Annotated in this window: 7 protein-coding genes; 1 reads left to right on the top strand and 6 read right to left on the bottom strand. The window is 73.0% G+C overall.

Translation table 11 applies throughout. From position 1 onward, the window contains the following. Positions 1–139: 139 nt before the first annotated feature. Positions 140–1,132 carry an aminotransferase class IV gene (locus WMF33_RS02225; RefSeq protein WP_437335598.1) on the bottom strand — a complete coding sequence of 331 codons (993 nt, stop codon included), beginning with the start codon at positions 1,130–1,132 and terminating at the stop codon, positions 140–142. Between the two features lie 14 nt (positions 1,133–1,146). After that, positions 1,147–12,387, bottom strand: coding sequence for a tetratricopeptide repeat protein (locus tag WMF33_RS02220; RefSeq protein ID WP_437335597.1), 11,241 nt, complete (start codon positions 12,385–12,387; stop codon positions 1,147–1,149). A 213-nt stretch (positions 12,388–12,600) separates the two neighbouring features. Here WMF33_RS02220 and WMF33_RS02215 point away from each other — a divergent pair, with 213 nt between their 5' ends. Beyond that, positions 12,601–13,491: a 3-hydroxyacyl-CoA dehydrogenase family protein gene (locus WMF33_RS02215; RefSeq protein ID WP_437335596.1), complete on the top strand. Its 891-nt coding sequence runs from the start codon at positions 12,601–12,603 to the stop codon at positions 13,489–13,491. Between the two features lie 273 nt (positions 13,492–13,764). On the opposite strand, the gene WMF33_RS02210 is transcribed toward WMF33_RS02215, so the two are convergent. From WMF33_RS02210 to WMF33_RS02195, 4 genes are read right to left on the bottom strand one after another with little or no spacing between them, the layout of a single operon-like run. Further along, complete coding sequence (locus tag WMF33_RS02210) at positions 13,765–14,394, bottom strand: hypothetical protein (RefSeq protein ID WP_437335595.1); 630 nt, start codon at positions 14,392–14,394, stop codon at positions 13,765–13,767. Continuing rightward, complete coding sequence (locus WMF33_RS02205; RefSeq protein WP_437335594.1) at positions 14,394–15,923, bottom strand: hypothetical protein; 1,530 nt, start codon at positions 15,921–15,923, stop codon at positions 14,394–14,396. Before WMF33_RS02205 ends, WMF33_RS02210 begins: the two co-directional genes overlap by 1 nt. After that, entirely contained in the window at positions 15,920–17,188 is a 1,269-nt protein-coding gene (locus tag WMF33_RS02200) for a peptidoglycan-binding protein (protein WP_437335593.1), read from the bottom strand. The genes WMF33_RS02205 and WMF33_RS02200 overlap by 4 nt, the downstream gene beginning before the upstream one ends. Positions 17,189–17,236: 48 nt before the next feature. After that, positions 17,237–17,806, bottom strand: coding sequence for a hypothetical protein (locus tag WMF33_RS02195; protein WP_437335592.1), 570 nt, complete (start codon positions 17,804–17,806; stop codon positions 17,237–17,239). Positions 17,807–17,950: the final 144 nt, after the last annotated feature.

Genomic DNA, 17,950 nt, shown 5'->3' with positions numbered 1-17,950 from the left:
CGAGCAAATTGTACGGCGGGCGAGGCCCGAGCCCCGTCCGGCCGCGCACGGAGCGCGCTGGCCCGCTTCTTGGACGTGGTCCCCGAGCGGCACATCCTGGATCGCAAGATTTCGACGCGGTCCGGCCGGCCGCCGCGGCTCAGGGCGCCTCCCACGGGAGAGGCGCCTCACCGAGACCCACCTTCTTGCGGAATGCGGCGTGCAGCGCCCGGGTCTTCGGCCCGGGGACGCCCGCGCCGATCGCGTGCCCGTCCACGCGCACGACCGGGACGATCTCGCGGAGGCTCGAGGTGATGAACGCCTCCTCGGCAGCAAGGAGGCGGGCCATCGTGACCGGCTCGCAGCACACGGGGATGCCGAGCTCGCCCGCGACGTCGATGACGTTGGCCCGGGTGATGCCGACCAGGATCCCGGCCTCCTTGGGCGGCGTGATCAAGAGGTGCCCCGCGTCCTCCGCGCCCTCGTGCGCGGGCGGCCGCCGCTCCACCAGGAAGACGTTGGACGTCGTGCCCTCGACGACGTGGCCGGACGGGTCGAGGATCAGCGCCTCGTGGGCCCCGGCGGCCCGCGCCTGGCGCAGGGCGAGGAGGCTCTCGAGGTAGTTCGAGACCTTGGCGCCCGGCGCCGCGTCGCCGGCCCGCTGGGTGGGGGTCGTGATGGCCGAGATCCCGTCGCGGTAGAGCGCGCCCGGCAGCGGCTTGAGCGGCTCGACGACGATGACGCGGAGGGGCGCGCCCGCGAGCGCGGGATCGAGCCCGAGCGGGCCGCTGCCGCGGGTGAGCATCACGCGGACGTAGCTCTCGAGCGGCGCGGCTGCGCCCGCGGCGCCAGCCGAGCCCGCGGCGCCAGCCGAGCCCGCCGCCGCTCCGGCGCCCTCCGCCGCGGTCGCGGCCCGGAGCAGCGCGCGCACCTCGCGGCCGAGCTCGTCGCGGGGGATCGGCAGCGCGATCGCGATCCGCTCGGCCGAGCGCTCCAGGCGGGCGAGGTGCTCCTCCAGCGCGAACGGCTCGCCGCCGTAGGTGCGGATGGTCTCGAAGACGCTGTCGCCGTAGAGGAAGCCGCGGTCGTAGACCGAGACCTTGGCCTCCTCCGGCCGATGGATGACACCGTCGATGCTGACGAGCCGCGTCACACGGCGAGATTACGTCACTTCTTGAGCTGCGCCAGGAGCTCCTTCGCCGGGGCGAAGTCCTTCTCGTTGTCGAGGGCGCGCTCCAGCATCTGGATCGCCTTCTTGTCGTCGTTCTGACGGTGGCTGATCACGCCGAGGTAATAGAAGACCTCGCCCTTGCTGATCGGCGCGCCCTCGTCGAGCTTCTGGAGGAGCAGCGCGCGGAAGGTCTTCTGCGCGCGGTCGATGTGCGCCGCCTTCGCCGCGTCGTCGCCCGACTCCGACAGCTCCAGCGCCAGCACGCCGAGGTCGCGGAGGATGGCGATCGAGCCCGGGTCGATCTTGAACGCGGTGTCGAGCTCGGCGAGCGCGCGCTCCCGCTGCCCCTCGGCCAGGTAGGCCTTGGCGAGGCGGTGGTGGATCGCGGCGAGATCCTTCGAGCGGCGGCCGCCGTAGGACTCGACGATCTGCTGGAGCGCCTCGGCCGCCTTCTGGCCGCGGCCCGAGGCGCTGTACGCGTCGCACAGCGCGAGCAGGAGCTCGCGATCGCCCGGCACGAGCTCCGTGGCCTTGACGAGGAGGTCCGCGGCGCGGCCGGGGTCGTTCCGCTTCGTCAGGTGGATGCCCGCCGCCTTGCGGTAGAGCGCCACCTTCTCGGCCGGCTGCGCCGCCGTCTCCGCGTCGCCGGTGATGAGATCGGCGAGCTCGGTGAAGGCCTGCTGCTTCTCGTAGAGGGCGAGGAGCTGCTTGCGGATGTCCTGCGCCGACGCGTCCGCCGCGAGGCCCCGCTCGAGCACGCGCCGGACCGCGCCCTCGTCGCCGAGGGACCGGTGCAGATCCGCGAGCCGGAGCGACGTGCTCACCGCGTCGGGGCCGCTCGCGTCCTCGAGGATCACCTCGAGCCGCTGCGCCGCCTCGGCCTTCTCCCCGCGCTGCTCGTGCAGGCGCGCCAGCGCGAGGAGCGCGCCGGGGTGGCGCGGCTCGCGCTCGAGGACCGCGCGGTAGGTCTCGATCGCCCGGGCCGTGTCGTTCAGCCGGGTCTCGTAGACCTCGCCGAGGCGGACGCTGTACGAGAGCTCCGCCGCGACGTCGCCGCGGTCCTTCGCGCGCTCGATCTGCGTGACGAACAGATCCGACAGCTCCTGATCGCGGCCGGTCTTCTCGAGCAGCTGCGCGAGCAGGACCGTCGCCTTCTCGTTGTCGGGCTGCTCGTCGAGGACCGCGCGCAGGTGCTCGGTCGCCTCGCTCACCGCGTCGAGCCGCGAGAGGCAGATCTCCGCGCTCTCGAGCCGCAGCGCCGAGCGGGCCTCGGGGGACTCGGCCAGGTCGGTGAGCCGCTCGAGGAGCGAGAGCAGCTCCTTGTGCTTGCCGGCCTTCGCGTAGAGCTCGCGCAGCGCGGTCGCGGCGCGCTCGTCGCCCGGGTCGGCCTCGAACAGCGTCTCGTAGAGCTCGATCGCCGCCGCGTCGTCGCCGAGCTTCTCGCGCGCGACCGCCGCGGCGGCGTGCCGCGCGTCGCGGATGCGATCGGCCTCGGCGTAGAGCTCGGACTGGCGCACGAGCAGCCGGAAGACCTCCTTGTGGTCGCCCGCCTCCTCGCGCACCTTCGTGAGCTCGGCGAGCGCCCAGGTGTCGCCCTCGTCCGCGGCGATCATCTCGCGCAGGATCGCCTCGACGAGCTCCCGGTCGGCGAGCGCGCGCTCGGCCAGCTCCTTCGCCTCGCGGCGGAGCTCAGCCGCGGTCCCCTCCATGCCGTCGAGGGCCGCGATCCGGCGGAGCGTGCCGATGAGGTCGCGCTCGCGCCCGGGGGCCCGCTGCAGCTCCTCGATCGAGCGCAGGATGTGCTCGCTCGTGGGGTCGTGCGTGAGCGCCGCCTCGTACGCCGCCTCGGCGGCCTTCGGGTCGCCCACCTTGTTCTTCTGCCACTCGGCGATGCGCATCCAGAGGTCGCGCGCCGTGTCGCCGTCGAGGTCGGCCCCGGCCCGCACCGCCCGCTCCAGCGCGGCCGCGGCGCTCGCCCAGCCGCCCGTCAGCGGGGCGAGGCGCTCGATCTCGCCGAGCACGTCGGGGTCCGACGGGTCGTCGGCGAGCGCCTTCTCGAGGGTGTCGAGCGCCGCCCGCGGGTCGTTCGAGCGCACCTCGAGCACCTTGGCGAGGTCGAGGCGCATCCGGATCCGCTCCACGCCGGTCGGCGCGAAGCGGATGCGCTTCTCGTAGAGGCGCGCCAGCGCGGCGTTGTCGCCCCGCGTGCGGTAGACGCCCTCGAGCGCCTCGGCCGCCTCGTCGAACAGCGCCGGATCCTCGGTGAGCGCCTCGATCGCGGCGCTCGCCCGCTCGTGATCGACCGCGCGATCGAGCGCCTGCCGCAGGGTGTTCAGGCCCTGGGCCTTGTCGCCGAACGACTCGATCTGGATCACCGCGAGCCGGTAGAAGAGATCCGCCTGGTCGCGATCGCCGCTCGTCACCGCGACGCGCCGCTCGAGCACGTCCGCGAGCGCCTTCTCGTCGCCGAGGCGGCCGTAGAGCCGATCGAGCGCCTCGAGGAGCTCCGGCGTGTCGCCGGCGTGCTCGACGGCCTTGGCGTAGGCCTGGGCGCTGCGCCGGTCGTCCTTGAGCTTCTCCTCGGCGATGCGGCCGATCCGGAGGAACAGGTCCTTCGCGATCGTCGCGTCGAAGGTCGACGCGGCCCGCTGCGCGAGCGCGTCGCAGTAGCGGCCGAAGCCGTCGGTGCGCTCCGCGAGCCGCTCGATCTCGCCGTGCAGCGACGCGTCGTCCGGCGCGTCCTCCAGGGCGCGGAGCAGCGCCTGCTCCGCCTCGAGCGGGCGACCGAGCTGCACGTCCTGCACCGCCGCGATCGCCCGCAGCGTCTCGGCCCGGTCGGACGGCTCGGTCTGCGCGCGCAGGCGCAGCTCGAGCGCGGCCGCGAGCTCCTCGTGGCGGCCGGCCGCGCGGAGGACGGGCTCGAGGACCTGGGCCGCGTCGAGGCGCAGCTCCTCGCGGCCCTCGCCGATGGCCCGGACCGCCTGGATCGCGTGATCGTTCGCCGGATCCTCGTCGAGGACGAGCCGGTACTGCTCGATCGCGTCGCTCGGGCTCTCGAGCTCCCGCGCGTAGAGGTCGCCGATCGCCGTCCGCAGCTTGACGCGCGCGTCCCGGTCCGCGGCGGCGCTCGCCTGGAGCATGAGGTTCGACAGGAGCTCGTCCCACATCCGCTCGGCCCGGTAGAGCCGCTCGAGCGAGGAGAGCACCGCCGGGTCGCCCGGCTTCGCGTCGAGCGCCGCGGTGAGCGCCGTGATCGCGTCGCGCGGGCTCGAGAGGTCCTTCTCGTAGCGCTCGGCGGCGCGGACGTTGAGGTCGTAGCGCAGCTCCTCCTCGTCGGGGCCCGCGAGCTCGACGCGGCGGCCGTAGAGCTCCACCAGCCGGCTCGCGGCGCCGCGGGGCTCGTGCAGCTCGATGAGCGCGTCGATCGTCATCGCGCTCTCGGGGTCGAGCTCGAGCGCCCGCTCGTACGCCTGGATGGCGCCCTCGGTGTCCTCGAGCATCTCGAGCTTCGTCTCGGCGATGCGCCGGCAGATCGAGGCGTTCTCCTCGTCCGACGCCATCTCGCTCTTCTTCTCGAGGACGGCGATCAGCGTGTCCCAGTCGCTGAGCAGCACGGCCAGGGTGTCCATCTGCTCGAGCGGCTCGGGGTCGCTCGGGTCGAGCGCGGACAGGCGCGCGTAGGCGCGGAGCGCCCGGCGCGGGTCGTCGATGCGCGTGTCGTAGACCTTGGCCAGCGACGAGAGCAGCTCGCGCTTCGTGAGCTCGTCGGACGTGATCGTCACGCCCTGCTCGAGGCTCTCCGCGAGCTCCTCCCAGGCGCCGAGCTGCTCGGCGAGCCGCTCGAGCTCGCCGCGCGTCTCGCCGTCGTCCGGATCGAGGCTGAACGCCGTCCGGATCGCGTCGAACGCGCGCAGCTCGTCGCTCCCCCGCGTCTCCCAGAGCTTCGCCGTCTCGCGCAGCACGGCGACCTTGTCGCGCGCGTCCGACGCGAGGCCGAACCGCTCCTCGTTGAGCCGGATGAGCTGCCGCCAGTCGTCCGCCCCCTCGTAGAGCGGCCGCAGGATCTCGACGATCCGCGCCTTGTGCTGCGGGTCCTGGATCAGCGCCTCGAGCGCCCGGATCGCCTCGGCGTGCGTCGGCACCTCGCCGACGATCGCCTCGAGCTGATCGATCGCGCCCGCGGTGTCCTCGAGGCGCGTGCGGAGCAGCTCCGCCAGCGCCAGCCGGTAGGGCGCCGCCCGCTCGCCGTCCGGCGCCGCCTCGGCGCGGCGCAGGTAGAGGTCGGCGAGGTCGCGCGGCCGGTCGAGCTCGCGGTAGAGCTCGGTCAGCGCGTCGAGCGCCCGGGCGTCGTCCTCGTCGACGTCGAGCGCCGCGCGGTACGTCTCGATCGCGAGCGCGGGCTCGCGGAGCTCCGTCCGCTCCAGGCGCGCGATCGTGTGCAGGGCGTCGAGCCGGTCCTCGTCCTTCCGGTAATCGAGCGCGGCGCGGTAGAGCTGGATGCGCTCGGCGTGGCGGCCCTCCTTGATGAGCAGCCCGTCGATCGCGTCGAACAGCTCGCGCGAGTCCGGCTCGAACTCGTGCGCGCGCCGGTACCACTTCAGCGCGTCGGCCACGTCGCCGAGCTCGGCGTAGAGCTCGCCGGTGCGCCGGCTGAGCTTCGCGCTCGACGCGTCGTCCGAGGTGAGCTCGCCGAGCTCCGCCGCGTAGATCTCCGCGAGCCGCCGCTCGGCGCTCGCGACCTTGGCGAGCCGCTCGAGCTCCGCCCAGACCCCCTCGTCGGTGAGGTCCTCGTGGAGGAGCTTCGCCACCGTCTCCAGGGCCGCGCGGTAGTCCTCGAGCTGCTCCTCGTGCAGCGTCGCGAGCCGCTGCAGGAGGTCGCGGCGCTCGACCGGGTCCTGGCTCGCGGCGAGGCGCGCCTCGAGCGCGACCCGCACCCGGTTCCAGTCCGCCCGGCGCAGGTACACCGGCTCGAGCATCTCGCCGGCGCGCGCCCGGTGCTCGGCCTCGGCCGAGCCCGCGAGGATCGTCTCGAGCAGCGAGACGGCGCCCTCGTGCGCCGGATCGATGAGCAGCGCCTCGGACAGCTCGTCGAACGCGCGCTCCAGGTCCTCCGTGTGCCGGTGCGCGACGAGCGCGATCTTGACGTGCAGCTCGGCGAGATCGCCGGCGCGCACGTCGAGCTGCCGCTCGTAGAGCCGGATGAGGTCCTGGAAGCGCCCCGCCTCGCGGTAGAGGCTGTCGAGCGCCGCGATCGCGTCCGGGTGGAGCGCGATGTCGAGGATCGTCTCGTAGGTCGCGATCGCGCCCGCCTGGTCCGCGAGCGGGCCCCGCTCGAGCTCGGCGATCCGGAAGAGCAGCCCCGTCTTCTCCTCGTCGCTCTCGGCGTTCTCGACCCGGAGCTTCAGGATCTCGAGCAGCCGCCCGGCGTCGTTCGCCTCGCCGTAGAGCTCCTCCAGCGCGATCATCGCCCGCCGGTCGTCGCCGTGGGCCTCGAGCGCCTTCTTGTACTGCTCGACCGCGAGCTCGCGGTTGTCGAGCTTGTGCCGCGCGAGCTCGCCGACCCGGAGCCGGACGTTCTGCTGCACGTCGCCGTCGAGGATGTCCGGCGCGATGCGCTGGAACAGCTCGCACACCTCGGCCCAGCGCCCGGTGGCCTCGCCCAGCCGCTCGACCGTCTCGATCCAGGTCGTCACGTCGGGCTCGCCCGCCGCCTCGCGCACGCCGCGGAGCGCGTAGCCGAACGCCCGCGACGTGTCGCCGAGCGGCCCCTCGGCCGTGCGGAGCGCCTTCTGCAGCGTGGCGAGCCGCTCGCTCGGCAGATCCGAGGTCTCGACCTTGATCTCGAGGACCCGGAGCAGGCGCTCGGCGTCGCCGTCCGCCTCGTAGAGCGGCTCGAGCGTCTCGGCCGCGTCCCGGCGCGCGTCGTCGCGCTCGAGCATCGCCTCGAGCGCCGCGCGGCAGCGCGCGTTCGACGGGTCGAGCGAGAGCGCCTGGCGGTACGCCTCGAGCGCCCCCGCCGCGTCGCCCTGGTGCAGCCGCCGCACGTCGCCGAGCCGCGCGAGCAGGTCGAGCCGCGCGGGCGTCTCCACCGCGAGCGACAGGTCCGTCTCCAGCGTCTCGGCGAGGTCGACCCAGCGCTCGTCGAGCTCGTAGAGCGCCTCGAGGGCCGCGAGGGTCGAGCGCTCGGGCCCGAACTCGTCGAGCACCGCGCGCCACGCGTTGATCGCCTCGGGCACGTCGGCGAGCCGCTGCGCGAGCGTCTCGGCCGCCTTGGTCATGGCGCGCCGCCGCTCCTCCGGCTCGGTGGTCGACTGCTCCCGCGCCCGGAGCACGGAGACGAGCTCGCGCCACTGCGAGGTCCGCTCGTAGAGCCGCTCGAGCGCCGCGAGCGCCGCCGCGTCGGCGCTGTCGTCGCCGAGCCGCGCCTGCCACGCATCGATCGCCTTGGTCGGGTCGTCGAGCACCGTCTCGTACAGCGTGCCGATGCGCTCGTAGAGCGACCGCCGCGTGTCGGCGTCCTCCTCGAGGCGCACCTCGATCGCGAGCACGCCCGCGAGCGCCTGGTGCTCCTCCTTCGCCGCGTAGATGCGGCCGAGCGCCTGCGCCGCCGGGATCACCAGCGAGGGGTCGGTCGGATCGATGGAGAGCACGCGCCGGTAGACCTTCTCGGCCCGGTCGGCGTCGCCGAGGAGGTCCTCGCAGATCCGCGCGACTTCCATGAGGATCTCGCCGCGGATGGAGGCCGTCCCGCACGCGTCGGCGGCCGCCGTGAGCACCTCGGCCACCTGCTCGTGCTCGCCGAGGCGCCGGCCGATCTCGATGAGCCGCTCGCGCGCCGCGAGGTCCTCCGGCTCGAGCGGCAGGAGCTCCGACAGGCTGGCGAACGCGCCCGCGTCGTCCTTGAGCCGCTCGTCCTGGAGCACGCTCACGCGGCGGAGCAGCTCGCGCTGCTCCGACTCGGTCTCCGCGCCCTGGCGCCGGATCTCGAGGACCCGCACGAGCTGCCGGATCTCGTCCCGCGCCTCGTACACCGCCTCGAGCACGCGCGCCGCCCGGAGCCGGAGCGCCCCGATGTCGAGCAGCCGCTCGACGAGCTCGCGCGCCTTCGGGTCGTTCTGCCGGATGCGGAGCACGTCCTCGAGGTGGCCGAGCGACCCCTCCGGCTCGTGCAGCCGGTCGAGGTAGATGCTGCCGAGCGACAGCTTCATCTCCACGCTCTCGGCCTCGGTCGCCGTCTTCAGGCGCTGCTCGAGGAGCGCCGCGAGGTCGCGGAAGCGCCCCTCGCGCTCGTAGAGCTTCTCCAGCGAGTCGAGCGCCGCCGTGTAGAACGGATCGAGCTCGAGGATGCGCTCGTAGTAGCCGATCGCCTTGGCCGCGTCGCCGATGATCTCCTCGGCGATCAGCGCCACCTCGTTGAGCAGCTCGATGCGCTCGCTCTGGTCGGTCGTGCCCTTGGCGGCGCGGTCGTAGAGCTCCTCGAGCTCCCCCCAGCGCTCGGCCGCGGTCAGGATCTGCTTCAGCCGCTCGAAGGCGAGGTGGCTGTTCGGGTCGAGGCTCAGCACCCGCTCCAGGTAGGGCTTCGCGCCCTCCGGGTCGCCGAGCTGCTCGTCGTGCAGGCTCGCCGCGCGCTCGCAGAGCTCGACCTCCACGGAGCTGCCGAGCACCTTGTCGCCCTCGGTGCGCCCCGCGACGAGGTGCACGCGGTAGGCCTCCGCGAGATCGGTCGGGCGGCCGGCGCGGCGCGACAGCTCCGCGGCGCGGTCCCAGAGCTCGATGTCGTCCGAGAACTCGTGCAGCGCCCGGAGCAGCGCGTCGAACGCCGTCCCCGCCGCGTGCAGCTTCGTCTCCTCGACGTTCGCGAGCGTGAGGTAGAGCTCGCGCCGGCGCTCCGGATCCCGCTCCGCCTCGAGGATCACCCGCAGGGCCATGGCCTCGCGCCGGTGGTTGCCCGTCTCGGCGTACTCGACCGCGAGCACCCGGGCCGCGCGCACGCGCGTCTCCGGGCGCTCGACGAGCCGCGAGAGCACCGCGATCGCGTCCGGGTCGTGCGCCGTCAGCTCGAGCGCGCGCACCGCCGCCTCGAACGCGTCCGTGGGCCGGTCCAGCCGGTCGAGGTAGAGCGTCGCGAGCTCGATCTCGCGCCGCGCCCGCTCGTCGCCCTCGCTGACGTCGCGGTGCGTGGCCACGATCTCGGCCGCCGCCTCGTACTCGCCCGCGGCGTTCAGGAGGCGCGAGAGCACCCGGAGCGCGTTGATGCGCCCGGGCGCGAGCGCGATGACCTTGCGCAAAAGCTCGATCGCCTTCGCCGGGTCGCCGAAGACCTCCTCCTCGAGCGTCGCCCACTCCTCGAGGATCTCGGCGCGGTCCTCGCCCCCGACCTGGCTCGCCCGGAGCTCGAACAACCACCGGAGGTCGGCCTGCCGCTCGTTCGCGCGGAGGAGCGCGTCGAGCGCCCTCACCGTGGCGTCGTCGGACGGGTCGTCCTCGACGAGGCCGCGGTAGACCGTCACCGCCTCGTCGAGCTTGCCCATCTCGCGCGCGTAGACCTCGGCGAGCTTCAGCCGGAGCGTGCGCTGGACGTCGGTCGTGAGGTCGGTCGCCGTCCGGAGCCGGCCCTCGACCGCCTCGACGAACGGCCCCCAGGAGCCCGCCGCCCGCGACCAGGCCTCGAGCAGGTCGAGCCCCTCCTCGTCGGGCTTGAGCTCGTAGGCGCGGCGCGCGTAGCCGAGCGCGCTCGCCTTGTCCGAGAGCGGGCCGCCCGTCACCGCCGCGAGCTTGCGCAGCATGCCGACCTGCGCCTCGGCGTCGTCGGTCGCGTCGAGGAGGATCTCGTAGAGCGCCGGCAGCCGGGCCCACTTCTCCTCCTCCTCGTAGATCGGCACGAGCGCCGCCGCGGCGCGCGCGTCCCGCGGCGAGACGCTGAGCACGCGCTCGTACGAGCGCGCGGCGCGCTCGGGCGCCTTGAGCTGCTCCTCGAAGATCCGCGCCGCGCGGAAGGAGATGTCGAGCTTCGTCGCGGGGTCGGTCGCCTTGTCCGCCGCGCCCGAGAGGAAGTCGACGAGGCCCTCCCAGTCGTTCTGCGAGGCGTAGAGCTCCTCGAGCCCGTCCCAGTCGCCCGCGGCGAAGTACGCGTCGCGCAGGACGCGGAGCGCGCGCGCGTGCCCCGGCGAGAGCGTGAGCACCCGCCGCCACGTCCGCGCCGCCTGGGCCGGGTCCTTGAGGCGCTCGGCGTACACGGCCCCGAGCTTCTGCAGCGAGACGAGGCGCGCGGCGTCGTCGGCCGCGAGGTCGACGCGCCGCTCGAGCACCTCGGCGACCGTGGCGAAGTCCTTCTCGCGCTCGGCCTGCTTCTCCAGCGCGTCGAGCACCCCGGGGGCGCTCGGGTCGAGCTCGAGGATCCGCTTCTGGAGCGCGATCGCGTCGGCGCCGCGATCGAGCCGCTCGGCCGCGAGCTTGGCCATCTCGCCGAGGAGCTCGATCTTCGCGGCGCCCTCGGCGCTCTCGAGCTTGCGCTCGTAGAGCGAGTAGAGCTGCGGCCACGCGCGCCGCTTCAGGTACAGCTCGCGGAGCTTCTGCTGCGCCTCCTCGTCGATCGGCTCGACGGTGAGCAGCGCCTCGTACGCCGCGATGGCGTTCTGCACGTTCGAGAACTGGTCGAACCAGCGCCGCGCGACCGCGCGGTAGAGCCCCGCCTTCTCGGCGCGGCTCTCGGTCAGCTCGGCGAGGCGCTGCTGGTACGAGAGCAGGTCGCGCCAGCGGCCGAGCGCCTCGTAGATGCGGGTGAGCTCCCGCACGGCGTCCACGTCCTTGTCGTCGAGCTGGACGATCTGGGTGAGGACCGTGACGAGCGCCGCGTCGTTCTTGGCGCGGTCGCGGTAGATCCCGGCGATCTCGCGGAGCACGGCGACCCTGCCGGCGACGTCGTCGGCGGGCGTGCGCTCGAGGTCCTGCCGGTAGAGCTCGACGAGGGCGTTGTACCCCTCGGTCTGCAGGTAGAGGCGCTTCAGGGCGTCGCGCGCCTGGCGGTTCTCCGGGTCGGTCCGGAGCACGGACTTGTACTGCTCGATCGCCTTGGCGGCGTTCTCCTGCGACTCGGCGAGCCGCGCGAGCTCGGTGGCGATGGCGCGCTTCTCGGGGCCGTCGGGCAGGGCGCGCTGCGCGTCCGTGAGGATGGTCGTGAGCCGCGGCTTGTCGCCGCGCTGCTCCAGGACCTCGCGGTAGAAGTTGAGCATCCCGGCGTGCGCCGCGTCGGCGCGCCGCACGCGGTCGAAATAGGGCTCGGCCGCCTGGGGCTGGCCGCGCATGCGCCAGTGGACCATGGCGATCTGCACGAGCATGCCGAGCTCCTCGCCGGGCTTCACGCCGCCGCTGCGGAGCTGGTCCTCGTACAGCGCGACCAGGCGATCCCAGTCGCCCGCGGCGGAGTACGCCTCGGCCAGGAACGAGAGCGCCTCGGGCTGGCCCGGCGAGAGGTCGAGCACCTCCTCGTAGGCCGCGACCGCGCGGGCCGGGTCGCTCAGGTGGGTCTTGATCGTGCGCGCCGCGCGGAGGCCCGCCGCGACGCGGTCCTCCTTGGCCTGGGCCTCGGCCTTGACGAGCGACTGGACGCGGACGACGGCCTCCCAGTCGCTGGCGGCGGCGAAGGCGATCTCCGCGAGGTTGGCGGCGCGGCGGTTCTTCGGGTCGAGCTTGAGGGCGAGATCGATGAGCTCGGTCACCTTCTCGCCGAGCTCGGCGCGGCCGTAGCGGTAGGCGATGTCGGCCGCGCTCGTGGTGAGCGCGCTCTTGAAGGCGCCGTCCGTGGCGGCCTCGGCCTCGGCCACGTAGCGGTCCACGAGGTCGCGCCACCGCTCGCGCTTCGAGGCGTCGGTCTCGAGGGCCTCGGCGGCGTCGTCGTCGTCGGGGCGCAGCTCGAGCAGCCGCTTGTAGGCGGCCGTCGCGCGGTCCACGTCGATGAGCTCCTCGTGGTAGACGCGGGCGAGCTCCGCCTGCATCGCGCCCTCGACCGGGCTGCCGGCGGCGAGCGCGATCTCCAGCTCGAGCAGGCGGGCGACGGCCTGCCACTCGCGCCGCTGCTCGTGCCGCGCGCGGGCGGCGCCGAGCAGGCGCTCGACGTCCCCGGCGCCCGCGCCGTTGTTCGGAGCGGTCACGGCCTCCGCGAGCTCGTTCCAGGCCGCCTCGTTTTCGGGCTCATCCTGCAGGCGCCCAAGGGCCATCCGAATCGTCTCAACGCTCATCGTCTCTCCGCGGACCTCGCGAGATCGGTCCGGTCCGTTCACGGGCCGGGCGAAGATAGCCGGGCGGCCGCCGCGGTTTCAAGGTTCCTCGCCCCCGCGGGTCGGGAAGCGCGGGCGGAGCTTTCGCGTGCTTCTGCTGCGGGGACGGCCAGCGGGCGGGCCGTCGGCATGGGCGGTTCACCGCGCCCTCGGCTTCGGGTATCAACCGCGGCCATGGAAGCTACGACGATCAAGCGCTTCGGGGTGATCGGCGCGGGCCAGATGGGGCGAGGCATCGCCCAGGTCGCCGCGGCCGCGGGCCTCGAGGTGGTCCTGTGCGACGTCTCGAGGGCGCTGGCGGAGTCGGGCAAGGCCCAGATCGCCGCCATCCTCGCGAAGCTGGTGGAGAAGGGCAAGATGGCCGCCGAGGCGCGGGAGGCGCTCCTCGGCCGCGTGGCGGTCGCGGACGGCATCGCCGGCCTGTCGGGGGTCGACCTGGCCGTCGAGGCGGTGACCGAGAACTTCGAGGTGAAGAGCGGGATCTTCAAGCTCGCGGACGCGGCGATGCCGAAGGGGGCGATCCTGGCGTCGAACACGTCGTCGATCTCGATCACGCGGCTCGCGGCGGTGACCGGCCGGCCTGAGCTGGTCATCGGTATGCACTTCATGAACCCGGTGCCGCTGATGAAGCTTGTCGAGCTCGTCCGGGGGGTGCAGACGTCGGACGCGACGTACGAGGCCGTCCGGGCGCTCGCGGTGGGGCTCGGCAAGACGGTGATCACCTCGAAGGACCAGCCGGGGTTCATCGTGAACCGGATGCTGATCCCGTTCCTGAACGAGGCGTGCTTCGCGCTCCAGGAGGGGCTGTCCACGCCGGAGGACATCGACGCGGGGGCGCGGCTCGGGCTGAACCACCCGATGGGGCCGCTGGAGCTCGCGGACCTGATCGGGCTGGACACGGTGCTCTCGATCGCGGAGGTGCTGCACCGGGAGTTCGGGGACTCGAAGTACCGGGCGCCCACGCTGCTGCGGAACCTGGTGGCGGCAGGGTGGTACGGGAAGAAGAGCGGGCGGGGGTTCTACGTGTACGACGAAAAGGGGCAGAAGACGGGGCGGGCGGTGTAGCGGAGGGGGCGCGGCTGCAGCGGAGCCAGCGGAGGAGGGGGTGCCGCGCGGGGGGCCGGCGGGGGCCCCTCCCACAAACTCGCGCCTTTTGCGGGGCTATTGCCGTGGGAATGGGTGGGTCGGTCCCGGAGGGCGTCGCGAGGAGCACGCCGGCGCTCGGGTTTGTGGGGCCCTACCCCGCCGGCCCCCCGCGCGGCACCCCCTCCTCCGCTGGCTCTCTCCAGGGGGATGAGGGGGGAATGATGGGGGAGAGGGAGGGGGCGTGACGGCGGATCACGGCTTCGGGAAGGCCTCGGCCTCGAGGCGGCGAGCGGCGTCCAGCACCCTCCTCGCCGCCGGGAGCTTCTCCCATCGGCTGTCAGGCAGCTCGACCCAGCAGGCGACGTCGGGAAAGGCCGCCTCCATGACCGTGTAGCTGGGCGCGCTCTCGCGCTGCTTCGGGGCGAGGGAGCAGAAGCGCGCCTCGCGCAAGACACGGCGAAACGCCTCGACGCTCGCCGGCGTGACGTGGCCGCGCTCGGGCGTATCGCCGCGAAAGCTCCTCGTCACCACGCGCTCGGCGCGCCCGCCCGCCGTGACGGTCAGGACCTTGCCGATGAACAGCCTGGACAGCTTGAACACCGTCGGGTCCGGCTCGGCCGGCAGGGCGCCCCCCGCGTCCGGCGCGTCGGCGGCCGCCGACGGCGCGGCCTCGGCGGAAGGAGCGGCCGGCGGCGCGGTCTGGGCGGATGGCGCGGCCTCGGCGGAGGGAGCGGCCGGCGGCGCGGTCCCCGCAGGCGGGGCAGCGGCGCCGGGCGAGCTCGCCGCCGGAGCGGGCGCGACGGGCGCCGTCGGCGCGGCGTCCGGGCGGCCGCAGGCGGCGAGGAGCAACGCGGCGGCGAGCGGGAGCGCGCGGACCCTCATCAACCGTAGTATCCGATGCCGCGGGTCTTCATGTCGAGCCGCACGTCCGCCATGCCCTTTCCCGTCAGGTGGATCCGCGGCCAGAGATAGGAATGATGCGCCGCGAGCCCGCTCGCGCGGAGGCGCTCCTCGGTCGTGGCGGTGAAGGTGATCTCCACCGCGCCCGTCTGGGCGGCGGCGTAGTCGGCCACCACGACCTTCGGGTCCTTCCGGCTCACGGTCACCCCCGAACCGCTCGCGACGATTTGAGCGAAGAGCCTGGCGAGGTCGAACTGCTGAAAGGTGTCCCGGATGTGAATCCACTGGACCTTCACCCGGGTGATGTCGCCCCCGGCGGGAGGAGTGATCACGACCCGATACTCGTCATCCGCGATCAGGAACGCCGTGTAGCTGTCGAGCACGTCGGGCGTGATCTCGGCCCCGCTGCTGCCGCTCCGGTGGAAGACCCTCACCCCATAAGGCGGCGGCGGGTCGTCGATCTTCACCTGCGCGGGCGCCCTCGAGGCAGAGCCGAGGTAATCGGAGAGCGCGTTGCCCGAGAGCGGCGGCCTGTTCGCCCACCCGGCGAGCGTGTCGCCCATCGCGTCCTTGTGCACGATGGCGGCCCAGTTCTGTCCCCGATTGGCGGCCTTCCACGCTTCGTAGAAGGGCATCTTCGCCTTCAGGTTGTTGAAGAACGAATCCGCGATGGAGATGGACGCCACGGCCGCGGGCGAGGCCTCTTCATAGCCGAGGATGCCGCGCACCTGCGGGCTGCTGCGCGCCATCACGCGCGCCCACGGCGCCCACGTGGTGTTGTTGAGCGTCGAGCACTGAGCGAGGATGATCCACTCCGGCCCCGAGAAGCCCTTGCCCGACGCGTCGATCTTGCCAATCACGAAGTACGCCGCCATCGGGACGTACGCCGACCTGGGATCGTCGGTGACGCCTGGCGCGGAGGCGGGCGACGCCGCCGGGTAGGGCTGCAGCTCGTCGCCCTTGGCGAAGCCGCCGAGCCATCCATGAGAGCTCAGGTAAAGCAGGCTCGCGCGGAAGAGCGTGCCCTTCGTGGACGTCGCGTCGCTGGCGATGTGCCTCTTCGCCCCGTCGACCTCGATCGCCGGGTTGACCACGAACGACGCGATGAACTTGGCGGAGAGCTCCGCCGCCGCGTGGCGGCCGAGCAGCTGCACGCGGCGGCCGCCCGTCAGGGGGAACGCGACGGGCGTGCCGCCGCGGAAGTCCTGCCACATCGCGTCCTTGCCCTCCCCGTTGAGCCCGCCAGGGCAGATGACGGAGATGCCCTTCGGATCGCCCGCGGCCATCGCGCCCGCGCGCTTCAGCTTGTAGATGGGCAGAAAATCGTGGCTCGGATCGACGAGCCGCGCGCCGTCCGCGGGATCGGCCGCGAGCAGATCGAGCAGGTTGCGCCACCCCGTCGACCCGCCCCTGGCGTCGAGATCCTTGCCGAAAGCGACGCTGTCGACGGCCGAGGTGCCGTCGACCATGGCGTAGTAAAAGAAGCTCGGAGCGGCCTTCGTGTCGCTCATGCGGCGTCCTCCCGCAGGCATTCGCGCATCGAGCCGTCATCTCCCTCGACGATCTGCCGAATGGCGGCTCGGGTCGGGTCGTCGATCTCGCCGGTGAGCTCCAGGCCCTTCGCCGCCTGGAAGCGGAGGATCATCCCCCGATCGGAGCCGTCGTCGTGGGCGAACCCGAAATTGAAGAGGTGGCAGAGCATCGCGTCGTCCGAGGCGGGGTCGGCGTCGGTCAGCCGCACGCGCAGGCTGATCTCGTGATCGTACCCCTCGGGCGTGTACGTCACGAGGACCACCTGCCTGCCCTTCGGGACGGCGTTGCGGAGCCAGCCGCTCGCGTCGGCCTCACCGTGGATGACGCTGCCCGACGGCAGCGTGAGCCGGTACGCGACGCCGCCGCAGGGGGCGTAGATCTCGTCGTGGAGCTGCACGCGGAACGACATGAGCTCGGTGCCCGGCCCGCAAGGGCAGCGCTCGGCGATGCCCCGGTAGACATTGCAGCGGAAGTGCGGTGTCTTGTCGGCCGGGGCCGGAGGGGCGTCCTTGCCCCGGAGGTTGGGCTGACAAGGCCCCGTATCGCCGATCGCGCAGGGCAGGCCGCTCGGAACGGTCGCGGGGCTGAAGAGGATGACCACGACACGGCGGCTGGCGTCGTCGGCGCTCCTCTCGGTGAAGGGGTTGTACTCGCCGCACCCCATGTACTTGGCGCCCCCGATGTCGACCAGCTGCCCCGGGTCCACGGGCTCCTCGATGGAGCGCTTCATGTACGCGAGGAACAGCTCCTTCCGCGTGGCAGGGCCGGCGTCGCCGTCCTGGTCGACGCCCGCGCGCTCCTGGAAGCGCTGGATCGACGCCCGGGTGAGCGGGCCAGAGACGCCGTCCTCGGCGAGCCGTGGGCTCCGGTCCTCGCGCGGCTGAACGTCGTTCAGCATGGCCTGCACGACACGGACGCCCCAGCGCTCGGCCTGGTAACGGTCTTCCCACGGCGCCGGGTCGTGCGTGAGCGCGGCGAGCACGACCCGCGCGCGCTCCTCGCTCAGCTTCTTGTTATAGGTCTCGTCGCCGACCGTGTCGGTGTGGCCGAAGATCGCGGCGCGCTTGTCGCGCTTGCGGCGCAGCGTGTCGGCGATCGCTCCGAGCGCGGCCATGCCGTCGGGCCGGATGAACGTGGTGTCGAAATCGAAGTGGGGGCCCGGCAGCTCGCTGCACTCGAGCTTGGGCGCGAGGATGAACCGATGTTGCTTGCCTGTCGCGACCGAGACCTGTTTGTCCGTCATGCCATCGCCAGTCGAAGAGCCTCGCAGCAGCTCGTGTCGTCTCTGCGCCTAAGCAGGACGCCAGTCGTCGTCATGGAGCTCCGGGAACGAGATCCTGCACGCCCCTGGGTCGATATCCTCGACGAAGATGCGGCCATTTTGATCGAGCATGCCCTCGCGGGGCAGCTGGCCTGGCAGCTCGAGCCGGTATTTCTTGAACGGGACGGGCTGCGGCGGGTCTCCATCGTCCATGAGCTGAATCGCGACCCAGGTCTTTTCGTCCCGGGCAGGGGGCTCAGGCCCGCTGGCCTCGGGGCGCTCCGGGGACACGACGGGCGCGCCGGAGGAGACGCTCCGCATGCGGTACGCCACCAGGCGGCCGTCGAGGAGCGCCTCCTGCACCCGCGCTCGGAGCCTGCTCGGATCGAGCGACGGTCCCGTGGAGAGGGTGTGGCCGAGCGCATCACAGAGGTCGGCGAGGACCAGCGGGCCGTAGATCGGGTCGGCGGACCGCGCGCTCAGCCACCACGTCGCCTCTGTCGCCGAGAGCCGCTGCGCGCCTGCGTGCGCCGGCGCGTCGGAGCCGCGCGCGATCCACACGACATCCGGGAAGCAGTCGATACGCCAGCGGTAGCTCATTGGTTGATCGGCGCGCCCAGGGTAGAGGACCACGCTGCGGCTCACCCGTCAACATCGCCGGCGCGCGCCGGGGGCCGGGCCTCTCGCGTCCTCATGAGGAGGCTCGGCGCCGCGCGCTCCGGCGCCGGCCGGGCGCTCGCCGCT

The organism is Sorangium sp. So ce394 (assembly GCF_051474665.1).
GTDB classification, from domain to species: domain Bacteria; phylum Myxococcota_A; class Polyangia; order Polyangiales; family Polyangiaceae; genus Sorangium; species Sorangium cellulosum_D.
The sequence above is the reverse complement of the archived record's forward strand: the minus strand, read 5'-3'. Positions and strand labels throughout refer to the sequence as shown.

Bases quoted from the DNA above. Each gene is read 5' to 3' on its own strand.
- WMF33_RS02215 (WP_437335596.1), top strand. From the start codon at position 12,601: ATGGAAGCTACGACGATCAAGCGCTTCGGGGTGATCGGCGCGGGCCAG.
- WMF33_RS02200 (WP_437335593.1), bottom strand. From the start codon at position 17,188: ATGACGGACAAACAGGTCTCGGTCGCGACAGGCAAGCAACATCGGTTC.
- WMF33_RS02210 (WP_437335595.1), bottom strand. From the start codon at position 14,394: ATGAGGGTCCGCGCGCTCCCGCTCGCCGCCGCGTTGCTCCTCGCCGCC.
- WMF33_RS02205 (WP_437335594.1), bottom strand. From the start codon at position 15,923: ATGAGCGACACGAAGGCCGCTCCGAGCTTCTTTTACTACGCCATGGTC.
- WMF33_RS02195 (WP_437335592.1), bottom strand. From the start codon at position 17,806: ATGAGCTACCGCTGGCGTATCGACTGCTTCCCGGATGTCGTGTGGATC.
- WMF33_RS02220 (WP_437335597.1), bottom strand. From the start codon at position 12,387: ATGAGCGTTGAGACGATTCGGATGGCCCTTGGGCGCCTGCAGGATGAG.